At 68.3% G+C, this 18,198-nt stretch carries 14 protein-coding genes and 1 tRNA gene; 9 read left to right on the top strand and 6 right to left on the bottom strand.

Annotated elements, in window-relative coordinates; genetic code table 11:
* The first annotated feature begins 46 nt into the window (after positions 1-46).
* The 5 genes from ACFQ0E_RS10615 (at position 47) to ACFQ0E_RS10595 (ending at position 6,236) form a co-directional block, all read left to right on the top strand.
* Positions 47-131: transfer RNA gene (locus ACFQ0E_RS10615), tRNA-Leu, on the top strand.
* 313 nt (positions 132-444) lie between these two features.
* Complete coding sequence (gene parC, locus ACFQ0E_RS10610) at positions 445-2,688, top strand: DNA topoisomerase IV subunit A (RefSeq protein WP_386823618.1); 2,244 nt, start codon at positions 445-447, stop codon at positions 2,686-2,688.
* Positions 2,685-3,149, top strand: coding sequence for a hypothetical protein (locus ACFQ0E_RS10605; protein ID WP_386823617.1), 465 nt, complete (start codon positions 2,685-2,687; stop codon positions 3,147-3,149). Before parC ends, ACFQ0E_RS10605 begins: the two co-directional genes overlap by 4 nt.
* 6 nt (positions 3,150-3,155) lie before the next feature.
* On the top strand, positions 3,156-3,818 hold the full coding sequence (locus ACFQ0E_RS10600) for a thiopurine S-methyltransferase (RefSeq protein WP_386823616.1): 663 nt from the start codon (positions 3,156-3,158) through the stop codon (positions 3,816-3,818).
* A gap of 57 nt (positions 3,819-3,875) precedes the next feature.
* Complete coding sequence (locus tag ACFQ0E_RS10595) at positions 3,876-6,236, top strand: penicillin acylase family protein (protein WP_386823615.1); 2,361 nt, start codon at positions 3,876-3,878, stop codon at positions 6,234-6,236.
* A gap of 134 nt (positions 6,237-6,370) precedes the next feature.
* Here ACFQ0E_RS10595 and asnB read toward each other — a convergent pair whose 3' ends face one another.
* The 4 genes from asnB to ACFQ0E_RS10575 all read right to left on the bottom strand — a co-directional run bounded on the left by asnB (position 6,371) and on the right by ACFQ0E_RS10575 (position 11,938).
* Positions 6,371-8,053: an asparagine synthase B gene (gene asnB / locus ACFQ0E_RS10590; protein WP_386823614.1), complete on the bottom strand. Its 1,683-nt coding sequence runs from the start codon at positions 8,051-8,053 to the stop codon at positions 6,371-6,373.
* A 371-nt stretch (positions 8,054-8,424) separates the two neighbouring features.
* Positions 8,425-9,690: an ABC transporter permease gene (locus ACFQ0E_RS10585; RefSeq protein WP_386823613.1), complete on the bottom strand. Its 1,266-nt coding sequence runs from the start codon at positions 9,688-9,690 to the stop codon at positions 8,425-8,427.
* Entirely contained in the window at positions 9,687-10,442 is a 756-nt protein-coding gene (locus ACFQ0E_RS10580) for an ABC transporter ATP-binding protein (RefSeq protein WP_386823612.1), read from the bottom strand. The genes ACFQ0E_RS10585 and ACFQ0E_RS10580 overlap by 4 nt, the downstream gene beginning before the upstream one ends.
* Positions 10,439-11,938: an efflux RND transporter periplasmic adaptor subunit gene (locus ACFQ0E_RS10575; protein WP_386823611.1), complete on the bottom strand. Its 1,500-nt coding sequence runs from the start codon at positions 11,936-11,938 to the stop codon at positions 10,439-10,441. Before ACFQ0E_RS10575 ends, ACFQ0E_RS10580 begins: the two co-directional genes overlap by 4 nt.
* Before the next feature lie 222 nt (positions 11,939-12,160).
* On the opposite strand from ACFQ0E_RS10575, the gene ACFQ0E_RS10570 reads away from it, so the two are divergent.
* Positions 12,161-12,508 carry a DMT family protein gene (locus ACFQ0E_RS10570; RefSeq protein WP_386823610.1) on the top strand — a complete coding sequence of 116 codons (348 nt, stop codon included), beginning with the start codon at positions 12,161-12,163 and terminating at the stop codon, positions 12,506-12,508.
* A gap of 145 nt (positions 12,509-12,653) precedes the next feature.
* On the opposite strand, the gene ACFQ0E_RS10565 is transcribed toward ACFQ0E_RS10570, so the two are convergent.
* Positions 12,654-13,016, bottom strand: coding sequence for an MmcQ/YjbR family DNA-binding protein (locus ACFQ0E_RS10565; RefSeq protein ID WP_386823609.1), 363 nt, complete (start codon positions 13,014-13,016; stop codon positions 12,654-12,656).
* A 42-nt stretch (positions 13,017-13,058) separates the two neighbouring features.
* Between ACFQ0E_RS10565 and ACFQ0E_RS10560 the strand changes: the two genes are divergently transcribed.
* The gene (locus ACFQ0E_RS10560) at positions 13,059-13,625 is read left to right on the top strand and encodes a GNAT family N-acetyltransferase (RefSeq protein ID WP_386823608.1); all 567 of its coding nucleotides are present in this window, start codon (positions 13,059-13,061) and stop codon (positions 13,623-13,625) included.
* A 45-nt stretch (positions 13,626-13,670) separates the two neighbouring features.
* Here the strand turns inward: ACFQ0E_RS10560 and ACFQ0E_RS10555 are convergent, their stop codons facing one another.
* Positions 13,671-13,937, bottom strand: a complete 267-nt coding sequence (locus ACFQ0E_RS10555; protein WP_386823607.1) for a hypothetical protein — start codon at positions 13,935-13,937, stop codon at positions 13,671-13,673.
* 248 nt (positions 13,938-14,185) lie between these two features.
* Here ACFQ0E_RS10555 and mfd point away from each other — a divergent pair, with 248 nt between their 5' ends.
* Complete coding sequence (gene mfd / locus ACFQ0E_RS10550) at positions 14,186-17,668, top strand: transcription-repair coupling factor (protein WP_386823606.1); 3,483 nt, start codon at positions 14,186-14,188, stop codon at positions 17,666-17,668.
* Positions 17,665-18,192: a SixA phosphatase family protein gene (locus ACFQ0E_RS10545; RefSeq protein WP_386823605.1), complete on the top strand. Its 528-nt coding sequence runs from the start codon at positions 17,665-17,667 to the stop codon at positions 18,190-18,192. Before mfd ends, ACFQ0E_RS10545 begins: the two co-directional genes overlap by 4 nt.
* Positions 18,193-18,198: the final 6 nt, after the last annotated feature.

Raw genomic sequence — 18,198 nt, 5'->3', positions numbered from 1 at the left:
AACCGTTGACATCACCCCCGCCGCGACGCAACATACGCGCCCCGATGCCCAGGTGGCGGAATTGGTAGACGCACTAGTTTCAGGTACTAGCGGGTAAAACCGTGGAGGTTCGAGTCCTCTCCTGGGCACCAAGATCGGAAAGAAAACCCCGCGAAAGCGGGGTTTTTTTATTGCTTCAATCCAGCACGACACCCCGCGAAGGCGGTTTTTTTGTTGCCCAGGATCCAGTGCGAGACCCGGCGAAAGCTGGGGGTTTTACTCGCCCGGGCAACGGCGCCCACCCCGATCGAGCCTTGGCTTCAGCCATCACGCGCCCGGCTCACGCGCACCATCTCGACCCCCTGCAACCGCAGCGACGGATCGTCTTCCCGGGACTCGTTCGCTACCGGCGACCGGTGACCCGCTCCGGGTAGAATCGACCCTCACGCTTCCCCGGGTTCCAAGATGTCCGACACGCTCCGCCCCGCCTTCCACGGGTTCGAACAGATCCCCCTGCGCGAATACGCCGAACGCGCCTATCTCGACTACTCGATGTACGTGGTCCTGGACCGCGCCCTGCCCTTCCTCGGCGATGGTCTGAAGCCGGTGCAGCGGCGGATCATCTATTCGATGAGCGAGCTCGGCCTGAACGCCGCGGCCAAGCCGAAGAAGTCCGCGCGCACCGTCGGCGACGTGATCGGCAAGTATCACCCGCACGGCGACAGCGCCTGCTACGAGGCCCTGGTGCTGATGGCGCAGCCGTTCTCGTACCGCTATCCGCTGATCGATGGCCAGGGCAACTTCGGTTCGAGCGATGACCCGAAGTCGTTCGCGGCGATGCGCTATACCGAATCCAAGCTGACCCCGATCGCCGAAGTGCTGCTGGGCGAGATCGGCCACGGCACCGTGGACTGGACGCCGAACTTCGATGGCACGCTGGAGGAACCGACCTGGCTGCCGGCGCGCCTGCCGCACCTGCTGCTCAACGGCACCACCGGCATCGCGGTCGGCATGGCCACCGACGTGCCGCCGCATAACCTCAACGAGATCGTCAGCGCCTGCGTGCGCCTGCTCGACGATCCCGATGCCACCGTGCGCGACCTGTGCGAACACGTGCGCGGCCCGGACTACCCGACCACCGCCGAGATCATCACCCCGACCGCCGACCTGCTGTCGCTGTACGAGACCGGCCACGGCAGCGTGCGCGCCCGCGGCACATATGTCCGCGAGCAGGCGAACATCGTGGTCACCGCGCTGCCCTACCAGGTCAGCCCGAGCAAGGTGATCGAGCAGATCGCGCAGCAGATGCGCGCGAAGAAGCTGCCGTGGCTGGAGGACATCCGCGACGAGTCCGACCACGCCAACCCGACGCGCATCGTGCTGATCCCGCGCAGCAACCGCGTTGACGCCGAACAGCTGATGGGCCATCTCTTCGCCACCACCGACCTGGAGAAGAGCTACCGCGTCAACATGAACGTGATCGGGCTCGACGGCCGCCCGCAGGTGAAGAACCTGAAGATGCTGCTGTCGGAATGGCTGGCCTTCCGTGCCGACACCGTCACCCGCCGGCTCAAGCATCGGCTGGAGAAGGTCGACCGCCGCCTGCACCTGCTGGCGGGCCTGCTGGTCGCCTTCCTCAACCTCGACGAAGTCATCCGCATCATCCGCACCGAGGACGAGCCGAAGGACGTGCTGATGGCGCGCTTCGCGCTGAGTGAGGACCAGGCCGACTACATCCTCGACACCAAGCTCAAGCAGCTCGCCCGCCTGGAGGAGATGAAGATCCGCGGCGAGCAGGCCGAGCTGGAGAAGGAGCGCGAGAAGCTGTCGGGCATCCTGGACAGCAAGGCCAAGCTGCGCAAGCTCATCAAGGACGAACTGCTGGCCGACGCGAAGAAGTTCGGCGACGCGCGCATGTCGCCACTGGTCGCACGCGAGGCCGCGCAGGCGATCGACGAGACCGAGCTGGTCGCCAGCGAACCGATGACGATCGTGCTGAGCGAAAAGGGCTGGATCCGCGCGGCGAAGGGCCATGATGTCGATGCCGCAGCGCTGAGCTATCGCGATGGCGACGGCCTGCTGTGCGCGGTGCGCGGCCGCAGCACGCTGCAGGTCGCGTTCTTCGACGCCACCGGGCGCAGCTATTCGGCACTGACGCATACCCTGCCCAGTGCCCGCGGCAACGGCGAACCGCTGACCGGGCGCTTCTCGCCGCCGGCCGGCGCCGGCTTTCAGACCATGGCAACCGGTGGCAACGACGACCGCTTCGTGCTCGCCTCGTCGCACGGCTACGGCTTCGTCACGAAGTTCGAGAACCTCACCGGGCGCAACAAGGCCGGCAAGGCGATGCTCTCGCTCAGCGAAGGCGCGACCGTGCTGACCCCGGCGTTCACCGCGAATGTCGATGCCGACCGGATCGTCGCCGTCACCAGCGCCGGCCACCTGCTCGCCTTCCCGCTGAGCGAACTGCCGGAACTCGACAAGGGCAAGGGCAACAAGATCATCGAAATCCCCAAGGCCAAGCGCGGCACCGAAAAAGTCGTGTCGATCGCCGTGGTCCCGCCGGGCGGCACGCTCACCGTGAAATCCGGCGCACGCACGATGTCGCTGTCGTTCAAGGAACTCGACCCCTACATCGGCCCGCGCGGCAGCCGAGGCGGCCTGCTGCCGCGTGGCTGGCAGAAGGTCGAGGCGCTGGGGGTGGAGTGAATCTGTTTCCTGACGGCAGTTCCCCGGCAGTGTCATTCTGCTCGCGATTCGTGATTGATGAAGTCGCCGAAGATGTGCCTGCACTGGACTTGACGTCGGAAATCAACTCACAGGCCTTGACGAACATGGCCATGATCCCCTTGTGCGCTCCTTTCGCAGACGAGGAGAATCGGGATTCGTTTCGCGATGTCCTGCAAGCAGCGTTCCACTACTACGCAGGACTTCTGGATCTTTCGGAGCACCCACATGGTTTTCTTTTCTACGCATGGGTAGACGCACAGGCCAGTCAATTGCGCATCAGCGCAATCAACGGATCATTTTCGTCACCGCCCTTCGGATGCGATTGCGATTTCAGTGCATCCATCGATGACATCGCAGCGGACTGCACGATCCGCGACCATTCACTCTTTGGCCCAAGAAACAGACTTGCAGTCTGGACGCAAAGACTGCCAAACACCTGAGACCCCATGAACCCCGACTTCTGGCACCAGCGTTGGCACGACAACCGCATCGGCTTCCACCAGGCCGAGGTCACGCCGCTGCTGCAGGCGCACTGGGACGCGGTCGGCGCGCCTGAAGGCTGCACAGTGTTCGTGCCGCTGGCGGGCAAGTCGCTGGACATGGTCTGGCTGGCGTCGCGCGGGCATCGCGTGCTGGGCGTGGAGCTGTCGCCGCTCGCCGTCGAGCAGTTCTTCGCCGAACACGGCCTCGCGCCCGAGGTGTTCGAGACCCGCTACGGCCGCCACCATCGCGCCGGCGGCATCGAACTGATCTGCGGCGACGCCTTCGCGCTGGATGCGGACGCGCTGGCCGATTGCGCCGCCGTGTTCGACCGCGCCGCGATGATCGCGCTGCCGCCCGACCTGCGCACGCGCTATGTCGACGAACTCTACGGCGCCCTGCCCGCGCACTGTCGTGGCCTGCTGGTCACGCTCGAGTATCCCGAGCACGAAAAGGAAGGCCCGCCGTTTCCGGTGACCGAGGCCGAAGTCCGTACGCGCTTCGCCACGCGCTGGCACGTCGACCTGCTGGAACGCCAGGACATCCTCGCCGACCAGCCGGGCTTCCAGGCCGAAGGCGTGACCGCGCTGGAGACCTGCGCGTTCCGACTCGTGCGCGCATCTGGCTGAGATCGCTTCGCGGCGGATGCCGCACCACGCAACACAGCTCACCACAGGACGTCGTCGATGAAGAAGTGGCTCAAACGGATCGTGCTCGGCGTGCTGGCGCTGCTTCTCCTCGCCGTCGGCACTGGCTGGTGGCTGGTGCGCGGCAGCCTGCCAGAACTCGACGGCGAACTCGCGCTGACGGGACTGTCCGCGCCGGTGACCGTGCAGCGCGACGCCAACGGCACCGTGACCATCGACGCCGCCAACGAAACCGACGCCCTGCGCGCGCTCGGCTACGTGCATGCGCAGGAACGCTATTTCGAGATGGACCTGATGCGGCGCATGTCCGCCGGCGAACTGTCCGAACTGTTCGGCGCGATCGCGATCGACACCGACAAGCGCCAGCGCGCGCACCGCATCCGCGCCCGCGTCGAAGCGAACCTCGACGACATCCTCGACGGCACGCGCCCGCAGGCGCAGGCCTACGTCGATGGGGTGAACGCCGGGCTCGCCGCGCTCGACGTGAGACCGTGGCCCTACCTGCTGCTGCGCCAGCAGCCGCGCCCGTGGACCCTGCCGGATTCGGCGGTCACCGGGCACGCGATGTATTTCGACCTGCAGGACGCGAGCAATCGCAACGAACTGGCGATGTGGCGGATGCAGCCGCACCTGCCGCCGGCGCTGTACGCGTTGCTGCGCACCGACGGCAGCCGATGGGACGCACCGCTGATGGGCGAAGCGCGCGGCGATGCGCGCCTGCCCGGTCCCGATGAAGTGAACCTGCGCGCCCTGCCGGCGCCCACCGGCGACCACGGCACGTTCGCGCCCGACGACATCGTGCCCGGCAGCAACAATTTCGCCGTCGCCGGCACGGTGACGAAGGACGGCCGCGCCATCGTCGCCGACGACATGCACCTGGGCCTGCGCGCGCCGGGCATCTGGTTCCGCGCGCGACTGCGCTATCCCGACGCGCGCGCCCCCGGCGGCAAGGTCGATGTCACCGGCTTCACCCTGCCCGGCCTGCCGGTGGTGGTGGTCGGCAGCAATACACATGTCGCCTGGGGCTTCACCAACAGCTACGCCGACACGGCGGACTGGCGCATCGAAACCGCCTGCCCGGCCGGCAGCGCGGTCGTCGGCTGCACGAAGCCGACGGTGCATCGCGAGACCATCCGCGTCGCCGGTGGCGCACCCGTCGTGCACGAGATCGAGGAAACCGCGTGGGGCCCGGTGCTGCATCGCGACGGTAACCGCATGTTCTCGCTGCGCTGGAACGGCCATGTGCGCGGCGCGCTGGGCTACGGACTGAGCCAGTTTCCGCTGGCCCGCGATCTCGACCACGCGCTGGCGCTCGCCGACCAGGCCGCCGTGCCGACGCAGAACCTGCTGATCGGCGACGCGAAGGGCCGCATCGCCTGGCGCCTGATCGGCCCGCTGGCGCAGCGCGATGCCACCTGTACCGGCCGCGTGCCGATGGCAGCGGATGTCGCCTGCGCACCCTGGACCATCGTCACCGACCGCTCGCCGCGCGTCGTCGATCCCGCGAACGGTCGGCTGTGGACCGCTAACAACCGCACCACCGACGGCGAGATCCTGGCGACCGTCGGCGACGGCGGCTATGCGCTCGGCGCACGCGCGCGGCAGATCCGTGATGGCCTGCTGGCGCGCGAGAAGATCGACGAACGCGACCTGCTCGCGATCCAGCTCGACGATCGCGCGCTGTTCCTCGCACCGTGGTGGTCGCTGCTGCGCGACACTGCGACATCGGCGAAGACGCCCTCGCTGGCGAAACTCGCCGAGGCCTCGAAAGAGTGGGAAGGCCGCGCCAGCGTCGATTCGGTCAGCTACCGCATCGTGCGCGCCTGGCGTCTGGCCGTGCTCGCGCGCATCGCCGACGGCCTGACCGCACCGGCGCGCGCGAAGCTCGACAAGGACTTCGAGATGCCCGCCTTCACCCAGCTCGAAGGCGTGGCCTGGCCGATGGTGACGCAGCGGCCGATGCACCTGCTCTCGCGCCGCTTCGACAGCTGGGACGCGCTGTTCGAGGATGCCGCGAAGGAAGTCGCGAGCGAACTGGAAAAGACCGGCCCGCTGCACCAGCGCACCTGGGGCGAACGCAACACGATGGCGATCTGCCATCCGCTGGCCGGCGCGATCCCGGTGATCGGCAAGCGCGCGCTGTGCATGCCGCCCGACCAGGTGCCCGGCGACGGCGGCATGCCGCGCGTGGTCGGCCCGAGCTTCGGCGCATCCGAGCGCATGGTGGTCTCGCCCGGTCGCGAAGCCGACGGCATCACCCACATGCCCGGCGGCCAGAGCGGCCACCCGCTGTCGCCGTTCTGGGGCGCCGGCCACGACGACTGGGTCAAGGGCCGGCCGACGCCGTTCCTGCCCGGCAAGACGAAGTACACGCTGACCTTCAAGCCAAAGACGCAATAACGTCACTTCGAGCGCATGTGCTCCCTCCCCCGCCTGCGGGGGAGGGCTGGGGTGGGGGCGCATTGCAACGCGCGAGCCCCCATCCCGACCTTCCCCCGCGATGCGGGGGAAGGAGAACGGCAAACGCGATCAGATCACGCCGGCAACGCCGCCTGGTGCACCCCCGCCACCGCGCGGCCCGATGGGTCGGCTGCCTTGGCGAAGGCTTCGTCCCAGGCGATCGCGGCGGGCGAGGAGCAGGCGATCGACTTGCCGCCCGGCACGGTCTTCGCGCAGCCATCGCCCGGGAAATGCTGCTCGAAGATCCGGCGATAGAAATACGCTTCCTTGGTCTGCGGCGGGTTGATCGGGAAGCGCTGCTCGGCCTGCGCGAATTCCTCGTCGCTGACGTTGGCTTCGGCGTGCGCCTTGAGCCCGTCGATCCAGCCGTAGCCGACACCGTCGCTGAACTGTTCCTTCTGCCGCCACAGGATCTCGTCCGGCAGCACGCCCTCGAAGGCCTCGCGCAGCACGGCCTTCTCGATCTTCCCGCCGCCGGCCATCTTCGCCTGCGCATCCATGCGCATCGCCACGTCGAGGAACTCGGTGTCGAGGAACGGCACGCGCGCTTCGACGCCCCAGGCCATCATCGACTTGTTCGCGCGCAGGCAGTCGTAGTTGTACAGCGCATCGAGCTTGCGGATGGTCTCGGCGTGGAACTCGCGTGCGTTCGGCGCCTTGTGGAAGTAGAGATAACCGCCGAAGACCTCGTCGCTGCCCTCGCCCGACAGCACCATCTTCACGCCCATCGCCTTGATCCGCCGCGCGAGCAGGTACATCGGCGTCGACGCACGGATCGTGGTGACGTCGTAGGTCTCGATGTGGCGGATCACCTCGGGCAGCGCGTCCAGGCCTTCCTCGAAGGTATAGGTGAAGCCGTGATGCACCGTGCCCAATGCTTTCGCGGCGATCTCGGCGGCGGCCAGGTCCGGCGAGCCCTTCAGGCCGATGGCGAAGGAATGCAGGCGCGGCCACCACGCTTCGGATTCGTCGCCGTCCTCGATGCGCCGACGTGCGAAGCGCTCGGCACAGGCTGCGACCAGCGAGGAATCCAGCCCACCCGACAGCAGCACGCCGTAGGGCACGTCGCTCATCAACTGGCGATGCACCGCCGCCTCGAACGCGGCGCGCAGCTCGCGTCCGGACACCTGCACGCCTTCGGTCGCTTCGTAGTCGCGCCAGGCGCGTTCGTAGTAGCGATGCAGTTGGCCGTCGGCACTGTCGAAATAGTGGCCCGGCGGGAACTGCGCGACATCGTCGCAGACACGGACCAGCGCCTTCATCTCCGACGCGACCCACACACGACCATCGGCGTCGTGGCCCCAGTACAGCGGACAGATGCCCATGTGGTCGCGGGCGATGATGAAGCGACCGGCGGCGCGATCCCACAGCGCGAAGGCGAAGATGCCGTTGAGTCGATCGAGCCAGGTGCCGACATCGCCACCGTCACGGTAGAGCGCGTTGATCACTTCGCAATCGGAGCCGGTCTGGAACGCGTAGGGCTTGCGCAGCGCGCCTTCGAGCAGGCGATGGTTGTAGATCTCGCCGTTCACGGCGAGGGTGAGGTCGCCATCCTCGGAATGCAGCGGTTGCGCACCGCCGTTGGGATCGACGATGGCCAGGCGCTCGTGGACCAGCAGCGCGCGGGGTTCGACATGCACGCCGGACCAGTCGGGGCCGCGATGGCGCTGTCGCGCGGAGAGAGAGAGGGCAAGCGGTCGGAGAGGGCCGAGATCGGCGCCGGGGCGCAGGTCGAACACACCGAGAATCGAACACATGACGAAGGCTCCTTGGGGTTTTGCGGGAGCCGAAAGCGCGAAACCCGCGCTTTCGGCGCGGGTTTCGGGGACTGGGCGGTGTTGCTGGATCTTATGCCTGGTCGCCGTTTCGCCTCGCGCGCACGGATTCGCCGCAATTGTTATTGCGGTTGTTCAGGCGATTATTGAGGCGGGCGAGACGGCAGGTCATTGGCTCACCGTAACCCGGCCCCGGGATGCTGGCAAGCCCCTGAATGGGCTCATGCGCGATTGTCATGTCCGCCCGGAACAGATGAAGGGCTGTCTCGTGCGCGGGCCGCGTGGAGGTCTCTCCACGCGGTGCGCATACCGCGTACCCAGCGGTCGTGCGGGTCGCGTCCGTGCCACGGGGCCTACTGCTGCCGCAGCGCCTCGATCGGGTCGAGCTTCGCGGCCTTGCTGGCCGGGTAGTAGCCGAAGAACAGGCCGGTGGCGATGGAGAAGCCGGCAGCGAGACCGATGACCTGGCTGTTCAGCGCGACCGGCAGCGCGCCGATCTTGCTGACCGCGAGCGCGCCGACCACGCCGATCGCGATGCCGATGATGCCGCCGATGAGCGAAATCAGCATGGCCTCGGCGAGGAACTGGCGACGGATGTCGCGCGGGCCCGCGCCCACGGCCATGCGCAGGCCGATCTCGCGGATGCGCTCGGTCACCGACACCAGCATGATGTTCATGATGCCGATGCCGCCGACGATCAGCGAAATGCCGGCGACCGCGCCGAGCAGCCACGACATCAGCTTGGTCGTCTGCGTGCGCGTCGCGACGATCTCGGCGAGGTTGCGCACGTTGAAATCGTCCTCGGCACCAGGCTGGATCTTGTGGCGCTGGCGCAGCAGGGCTTCGATCTCGGCCTGCGCGGTCGACAGCGCGTCCGGATCCGACACGCCGACCGCGATCTGCTGGACAGACCCGGCGGAGAGGAAACTGTTGGTGTTCATGCGACGGCGCGCGGTCTCCAGGGGAATCACCACCAGGTCGTCCTGATCCTGGCCGAAACCGCCCTGCCCTTTCGACTTGAGCGTGCCGACCACGGTGAACGGCACGCGGCCGATGCGGATGGTCTGGCCGACCGCCTCTTCCTCGCCGAACAGCTCGCGGCGCACGGTCTCTCCGATGATCGCGGACTTGCCGCCGCCGTAGTCGCCGGACTCGAAGCCCGGGCCGCTGGCGATCTCCCAGCCGTTGATCGCGAACCAGTCCGGCTCGACGCCCTGCCAACTCGTCGACCAGTTGTTCTCGGCATAGATCACCTGCGAGCCGCCGCGCAGCAGCGAGCTGACGTACTGCACGCCGGGCACTTCGCGGCGGATCGCATCGGCGTCTTCTTCGGTGAGCGTGAAGAAATTGCCGCTGCCGGTGCGCACGCCGCCGAAGCCGCGGCCGGCGCCGGGATTGATGTCCAGTCGCTGCGAGCCGAGGCCGGAGACGATCTTCTCGATCTCCGCCTGCGTGCCCTGGCCGACCGAGACCATGACGATGACCGCAGCGATGCCGATGATCACGCCCAGCGAGGTCAGCGCGCTGCGCAGCCAGTTGCCGCGCAGCGCGTGCACGGCGGTGCGCAGCACTTCGAGCAGGGTCATGCCGCCTGCTGGAGAGGCGTGTGCGGCGCTCATGCCTTCGCCTCCACGTGCGCGTGGCCGGCCTGCGGATCGCTGTCGTGCAGCTCGCCGTCGCGCATGACGCAGGTGCGGTTCGCGTGCGCGGCGACTTCGGCATCGTGGGTGATGAGGATGATCGTGTGGCCTTCGCTGCGCAGGCGCTCGAACAGGGCGAGGATCTCCTGCCCGGTGCGCGAATCGAGCGCACCGGTCGGCTCGTCGGCCATGATGATCGGCGGCTGGTGGATCAGTGCGCGCGCGATCGCCACGCGCTGCTGCTGGCCGCCGGACAGCTCGCTGGGTTTGTGGTGCATGCGCTCGCCCAGACCGACCGCGGCCAGCGCCTCGGACGCGCGACGGCGACGCTCGGCGACCGGCGTGCGCGCATAGCTCAGCGGCATCGCCACGTTGTCCAGCGCGCTCATCCGCGCCAGCAGGTTGAAGCCCTGGAACACGAAACCGATCTTGTCGCGACGCAGGACCGCGCGCTCCTCGGCATCGAGCGTGGCGACATCGACGCCATCGCACAGATAGGTGCCCGACGATGGCGTGTCGAGACAGCCGATCAGGTTCATCAGCGTCGACTTGCCCGAGCCCGACGGCCCCATGATCGCGACGAACTCGCCATGCTCGATGCGCAGGTCGATGCCCTTGAGCGCGACGACCTCGGCTTCGGTGCCCTGCGAATAGACCTTGCTGAGCGCGCGCGTTTCGATGACCGGATGCGCGGCCGGGCGCGCGGCCGGATTGGCGACGACTGCACTCACTTGGCCGGCTCCGCCGCCTGCACGCCGACGATCACCTGGTCGCCGGGCTTCAGGTCGCCGATGATCTCGGTGCTGCTGCCATCGGAGGCGCCCACGCGGACCAGGACCGGCTTGGGCTTGCCCTCCGCGAGCACGTAGACCGGGGCACGGCGCGCGCCGATCAGTTCGTTGACGGCACGCTCCCACTGCGCACGCTGGTCGTCGCGCAGGGTGGCGCGGAACTCGCCGAACTGCTGGTTGAAGCGTTCGAGCATGCGCTGGCGCATCGCGCCGCTGGCGTTGCCGGCGCCACGGTTGCCGCCGGACTGCGGACCGCCGGGGCCACGGCCGAACAGGTTCGGCGCATTGCTGCCCTGCGGCGGCGCGGCGGTGCGCGCGGCGATGCGTTCGCGCATCTTCGCCAGCGCCGCGTCGAACGCGGCCTGCTGGTTCACATCGAGCTTCAGCGTCGCGACGAGCTTCGGCAGTTCGTCGCTCATGCCGCCGCCGCGCTGCGCGCCCTGTTGCTGCTCGGCTGCAGCCTCGTCGACCGGCGGCTTGAAGCGCATTGCGGCGTTCGGCACCTTCAGGACGTTGTCGCGACGGCTGACTTCGATCTCGGCGTTCGCGGTCATGCCCGGCAGCAGGGTCTGGTCGCTGTTGTCGACCGACACCACCACCGGATAGGTGATGACGTTGCTGGTGTTGGTGGACGACAGGCGCACCTGGCGCACCTGGCCCTTGAAACGGCGATCCGGGAAGGCATCGACGGTGAAGCTGACGGCCTGCGCCGGCTTGACCTGGCCAATGTCGGATTCGTCGACGGCGAGGACGATCTCCATCTGCGACAGGTCCTCGGCGATCTTGAACAGCACCGGCGCCTGCAGGCTGGCGGCGACGGTCTGACCGGGTTCCACCGAACGCGCCAGCACCACGCCGTTGACCGGCGAGCGGATGACGGTACGGGCGAGGTTGAGATGGGCGTTCTGCGCCGATGCGGTCTGCTGGCGGATCTGCGCCTCGGCCGAGGCGACCTGGGCACGCGCCTGGTCGCGCGCCGCCAGGGCCTGGTCGAGGTCGCCGCGTGCGATCAGCTTCTGGCCGACCAGTTCGGCCTTGCGGCCGTAGTCGAGTTCGGCGTTGCGGAGGTTGGCGCGCGCGGTCTGCAGGCTGGCGCGTGCGTTGGCGATGGCCGCATTGCCCTGTTCGATCTGGGCCTCGAAGGTGTCGGGATCGATGCGGGCGATGACCTGGCCCTTCTCGACGCGGTCGTTGAAGTCGACCAGCACCTCGGTCACCTTGCCGGACACCTCGCTGCCCACGTCGACCGTGGACAGCGCGCTGAGGTTGCCGGTGGCCGAGATCGCGACGCGGATGTCGCCCTGCTCGACTGCAGCGGTGCGGAATTTCTGCGCCTCGTCGCCTCCCCGGCCCTTCCAGTACCACCCGGCAGCGGCGAGAGCGACGACGACGGGGACGATGATCAGGGCAAGCGGGCGTTTGCGTTGTGCGGGCATGGGCGGCTGGGGTCTGCGGACGCGGATCGAGTGGTCGGGAACGCACCGGGGCGCCAGTGGTTGACCGGGCATGCGCGCGCCGGGTTCCCGGCATGGCGGGTTGCGACGGCATCCGCACGGTCGGCCTTGGCGGTCCGGACATGGCCGCGCATCATCGCACGTTCACTGTGCGGCCCAGCGTGCCGCCAAAGCCCGCAACGCCCCCTCCACGAAGAGCCCCCCATGTCCCTGCCCCTGGATCGCCTGCTGCCCATCGTCCTGCTGCTGTGCTCGAACATCTTCATGACCTTCGCCTGGTACGGGCACCTCAAGTACAAGTCCTCGCCGCTGCCGGTCGCCATCGCAGCGAGCTGGGGCATCGCACTGTTCGAGTACATGCTGATGGTCCCGGCCAACCGCTGGGGCAGCGCGGTCTACTCGGCGCCCCAGCTCAAGGGCATGCAGGAAGTGATCACCCTGCTGGTCTTCGCCGGGTTCTCGGCGTGGTTCCTCGACCAGCCCCTGAAGTGGAACCACTGGGCCGGCTTCGGCCTGATCGTGGTCGCCGCATGGCTGATCTTCCTGGAGTGACACGGTTCTGCAGAGCGGAGCGCAACTCCGCTGCAGCCTCACCGAAGCTCGCCCCACCACCGCAACCGCAGATTCAAAGGCTCGCGGGAAGCCTGCAGCGGATCTTCGATCCGCTGTGCAAAAGCAGAGATGCACGCGGTGCGGATCAACCCTCGCCGAGTTCGCGCTGCTTCGCCTTCGTCAGCTTCGCGCTCACCAGCTCGTAGCTGCGGCGCAGCAGGGGCTTCAGCTCGGCATCGCGCATCGCACCGGGCTCGGCGAGGCAGATCCACTTCGCGCGTGCCAGGTAGGGCGCAGGGAGGATGCCCGGGCGGTCGGTGAGTTCGAGGAAGCGGTCGTCGTCGACCTTGAAGCTCAATCCACCGCTGGCGTTCTCGTCTGCCGGCGAGGCGTCGATCACGCAGAACATCTTCCCGCCGACCGAGAACACGCGATTGGTGTCCCACTTGATGTCTTCGGTGACGCCGGGCCAGGCACCGACCCATGCGCGCAGTTGCTTGCTGTTCATGCGCAGAGCATACCGCCGGACCGACTGTGCGAAGATGCCCGCGTGAAGACCGGAGACCGTCTCCCGCCCTGGCACGAACACAAGCGGCTGCCCAACGGCCGCGAGGTGCTGATCCGTCCGATCCGCCCCGAAGACGCGGAAGTGCTGCGCGCCGGGTTCGCGCTCCTGCATCCCGAAGAGATCCGCCAGCGGTTTCTCTATGCGATCAAGGAACTGACGCCGGAAACCGCCGCGCGGCTGGCGAAACCCGATCCGGAGACCGAATTCGCCCTCGTCGCCGCCGAACCCTACCCGCCAGGCGAGGCGCTGATCGGCGCGGTGGCCCGGGTCGCGATCACGCCGGGCACGCGGGAGGCCGAATTCGCCATCCTCGTGAGCCACTTCATCAGCGGCATGGGCCTGGGACGGCACCTGATGCGCCGGCTGGTGCGATGGGCCCGGCGCAAGGGCCTGGACCGGCTCTACGGCGACGTGCTGGAGCACAACACCGCGATGATCGCGCTGGCGCTGTCGCTGGGCTTCCATCGCGAGCACGCAGAAGACCCCGGCCTGGTGCGCGTGAGCCTGGACCTGCGCGCACCTGCCGCGAAACAGTCCGGCGACGCCTGAAGCCGTCATGCCGGGCCAGGCATGCGGCCCGGCCCGGCACGTCCCTCAGAACGGCAGCGGGATCTCGTCGAGATCGTCGCAGGTGTAGGTCTGCTGGCTGCTGGTGGCGCCACGCTCCCCGACCAGCGGGAAACCGCAGGCACCGACCGCCTCCACGCCGACGAGCGCGCCGTTGGCATCGTAGTGGCTGGTGACGGTGATCGTTTCCCAGGGCCAGTAGGCCAGCGCCGCGGCCGAGGCCGACAGCACCGCGGCGAACGTGCCGGTCAGCAGCACGCGACGAACGAACGGAATCCGGAGACTTGCCTTCACTGTCTACTCCTTGTGATGGGGGCGAACGGGTGATGGATGCATCCATCCCGCCGGCCTGGCGCCCCGCGTCCCGGCTCGACGGGATCGACCGGCGCAGCGCCGGCGTCGCCATCATGGCAGAGCGCGCGCCCCGCCTGCCTGTCCGCGTCCGCCGGCAACAGGCCCGTTCCCGGCAGCGCCTGCCTGTGACAATGCCGGTCGCACGCTCTAACCTAGCGGCCCACCGGAAATCCCGCCCCCATCCGCACGTGCCCGTTTCCGCTTCCTCCTCGGCCCTGCTGCCCAAGCCCGGCCAGTCGCGCGCCTGGTGGCGCCTGCCCGCCAGCCCCAGCGCCCTCGCCTGGACCCTCGCCGGCGTCGCCCGCGCGCACGACGGCCCGCTGCTGGTCGTCGCCCGCGACAACCACGCCGCCCACCAGCTCGAACACGACCTGCGCACGCTGATCGGCGATCTCGCCGCCGTGCCCGTGGTGCCCTTTCCCGACTGGGAAACCCTGCCCTACGACCAGTTCAGCCCGCACCCGGACATCGTGTCGCAGCGCCTCGCCGCGCTGCACCGGCTGCCGACGCTGAAACAGGGTGTCGTCGTGGTGCCGGTGCAGACGCTCATGCAGCGCCTCGCACCGCTGTCGCACATCGTCGGCGGCAGCTTCGACGTGGCGGTCGGCCGCCGGCTGGACATGGATGCCGAGAAGCGCCGCCTCGAAGGCGCGGGTTACCGCAACGTGCCGCAGGTGTTCGATCCGGGCGATTTCGCGGTGCGCGGCGGCCTGCTCGACATCTACCCGATGGGCGCCGAGGAGCCGTACCGCATCGAGCTGCTGGACGACGAGATCGAATCGATCCGCGCCTTCGACCCGGAAAGCCAGCGTTCGCTGGAGAAGTACCAGTCCGTGCAGATGCTGCCCGGCCGCGAGGTGCCGCTGGAAGGCAGCGCGCTGGAGCGCGCGCTCTCGACGCTGCGCGACCGCTTCGACATCGACACCCGGCGCAGCGGCCTGTACCAGGACCTGAAGGCCGGCATCGCGACCTCGGGCATCGAGTACTACCTGCCGCTGTTCTTCGAGAAGACCGCGACGCTGTTCGACTACCTGCCCGCGAACGCGATGCCGGTGCTCGGCGATGGCGCGATGGACGCCGCCGACCAGTTCTGGCGCAGCACCGGCGATCGCTACGAGCAACGACGGCACGACATCGAACGCCCGCTGCTGCCGCCGGCCGAGCTGTACCTGCCGCCGGACGCGCTGCGCGAACGCCTCAACGAAGGCCGGCGCATCGAACTGTGCGGCGAAGCGCATCCGCGCCGCGACGACGCCCTGCCGCTGGGCTCGCAGCCCGCGCCCGACCTGCCGCTCATGGCAAAGGACGCCGAACCGGCGGCGGCGCTGAAATCCTTCCTCGGCGCCTATCCCGGCCGCGTGCTGATCGCGGCCGACTCCGCGGGTCGTCGCGAGGCGCTGATCGACATCCTGCAGTCGGCCGACCTGCGCGCGCAGGTACTGACGCGCTTCGACGAATTCGCGGCATCCGCCGAGCGGCTGTGCATCGTGGTCGCGGCGCTGGACAACGGCTTCGCCGTGGACGACGCCGCGCCGTGGACGGTGCTGACCGAGCGCCAGCTCTTCCCCGAGCGCGCCGCGCAGCCGCGCCGCCGCAAGCGCGCTGGCCGCGAGCCGGAAGCGATCATCCGCGACCTCGGCGAACTGAGCGAAGGCGCGCCGGTGGTGCACGAGGACCACGGTGTCGGCCGCTATCGCGGACTCGTGACGCTGGAGGCCGGCGGCCAGACCGGCGAATACCTCGACATCGAATACGCCAAGGGCGACCGGCTGTACGTGCCGGTGACGCAGCTGCACCTGGTCAGCCGCTACTCCGGCGCGAATCCCGACACTGCACCGCTGCACTCGCTGGGCGGCGAAGCCTGGAGCAAGGCGAAGAAGAAGGCCGCCGAGAAGGTCCGCGACGTCGCCGCCGAACTGCTCGAAATCCAGGCCAAACGCCACGCGCGCGCCGGCCTCGCGCTGGACATCGACCGCACCGTGTACGAACCGTTCGCGGCGACCTTCCCCTTCGAGGAGACGCCCGACCAGCTCGCCGCGATCGAAGCGGTGCTGCGCGACCTGTCCTCTTCGCGGCCGATGGATCGCGTGGTCTGCGGCGACGTGGGCTTCGGCAAGACCGAGGTCGCGGTGCGTGCGGCCTTCGCGGCGGCGATCAGCGGCAAGCAGGTCGCGGTGCTGGTGCCGACCACCCTGCTCGCCGAGCAGCACTACCGGACGATGCGCGATCGCTTCGCCGACTGGCCGCTCAAGGTCGAGGTGCTGTCGCGCTTCAAGTCGACCAAGGAGATCAAGGCCGAGCTGGAGAAGGTCGCCGACGGGCGCATCGACGTGATCGTCGGCACGCATCGCCTGCTGCAGCCGGATGTGAAGTTCAAGGACCTCGGCCTGGTCATCGTCGACGAAGAGCAGCGCTTCGGCGTGCGCCAGAAGGAGGCATTGAAGGCGCTGCGCGCCGACGTGCATCTGCTCACGCTGACCGCGACGCCGATTCCGCGCACGCTGAACATGGCGATGACCGGCCTGCGCGACCTGTCGATCATCGCGACGCCGCCCGCGCACCGCCTCGCGGTGCAGACCTTCGTCGTGCCCTGGGACGACGAGCAGCTGCGCGAAGCCTTCCAGCGCGAGCTGGCGCGCGGTGGCCAAGTCTACTTCCTGCACAACGACGTGGAAAGCATCGGCCGCATGCAGCGCGAACTGGAAGCGCTGGTGCCGGACGCGCGCATCGGCATCGCCCACGGCCAGATGCCCGAACGCGAGCTGGAAAAGGTGATGCTCGACTTCCACAAGCAGCGTTTCAACGTGCTGCTGTGCTCGACGATCGTGGAATCGGGCATCGACATCCCGAACGCCAACACCATCATCATCAACCGCGCCGACAAGTTCGGCCTCGCGCAGCTGCACCAGCTGCGCGGCCGCGTCGGTCGTTCGCACCATCGCGCCTATGCCTATCTCGTCGTGCCCGATGGTCGCAGCATCACCGCCGACGCGAAGAAACGCCTCGAAGCGATCGCCTCGATGGACGAACTCGGCGCGGGCTTCACGCTGTCCACGCACGACCTGGAAATCCGCGGCGCGGGCGAACTGCTCGGCGAGGACCAGAGCGGCCAGATGTCGGAGGTCGGCTTCTCGCTGTACACCGAACTGCTGGAACGCGCTGTGCGCAGCATCAAGCAGGGCAAGCTGCCCGGCGTGGACCAGCTGGGCCTGGATCTCGACGAGCAGCGCGGCGCCGTCGTCGAACTGAACATCCCGACCTTGATCCCCGAGGATTACCTGCCGGACGTGCACACGCGCCTGACGCTGTACAAGCGCATCAGCAGCGCGCGCGACGCCGACAGGCTGCGCGAGCTGCAGGTGGAGATGATCGACCGCTTCGGCCTGCTGCCCGATGCCACCAAGCATCTGTTCGCGGTCTCCGAACTCAAGCTCGATGCCACCGCACTGGGCGTGCGCAAGCTCGACCTCGGCGCAACCGGCGGCCGCATCCAGTTCGTCGAGAAGCCCCATGTCGATCCGATGTCGGTGATCCGCCTGATCCAGGGCCAGCCGAAGCACTACCGCATGGACGGCCCGGACAAACTGAAGATCACCCTCGACCTGCCCGATGCCGCCACCCGGATGCAGGCCGCGCGTGGCCTGTTCACCGCGCTGAGGCCGAACGCATGAACCGCATCGCCACGCTGCTGGGCATCCTGCTGGTGCTCGCTGCGACAGGCTGCGCGATGCCGACCGAGCGCGCTGCACAAACGGAAGCCCAAGGCGTGGTGTTCGTGCTCGTGCGCCACGCCGAAAAGGCGAAGGACGACCCGAAGGATCCGACGCTCAGCGACGCCGGCATGGCGCGCGCGAATCGACTCGCGGAATCGCTCGCGAAGCAACATGTGGTGGCCGCCTACGCGACAGCCTATCGACGCACGCAGCTGACCGCCGCGCCGACCGCGCGATCGCATGGGCTTGATGTGCGCACCCATGATGCCGGCATGCCCGCAGTCGAATTCGCACGGCAACTGCGCGCATCGCACCGGACGGGCACGGTGCTGGTGGTCGGCCACAGCAACACCATTCCCGAACTGGCCGGCGCATTGTGCGCCTGCCCGGTTGCGCCGATGGCCGAAGACGAATTCGACCGAAGGATGGACATCCGCATCGACGCGGACGATCGCGCCACGCTGGCGCAGCGCCGCGACTGAAGCGGC

This window comes from Lysobacter brunescens (assembly GCF_042677005.1).
Taxonomy (GTDB): domain Bacteria; phylum Pseudomonadota; class Gammaproteobacteria; order Xanthomonadales; family Xanthomonadaceae; genus Lysobacter_I; species Lysobacter_I brunescens.
Note: the sequence above shows the minus strand (reverse complement) of the source record. Positions and strands in the feature narration are given on the sequence as shown.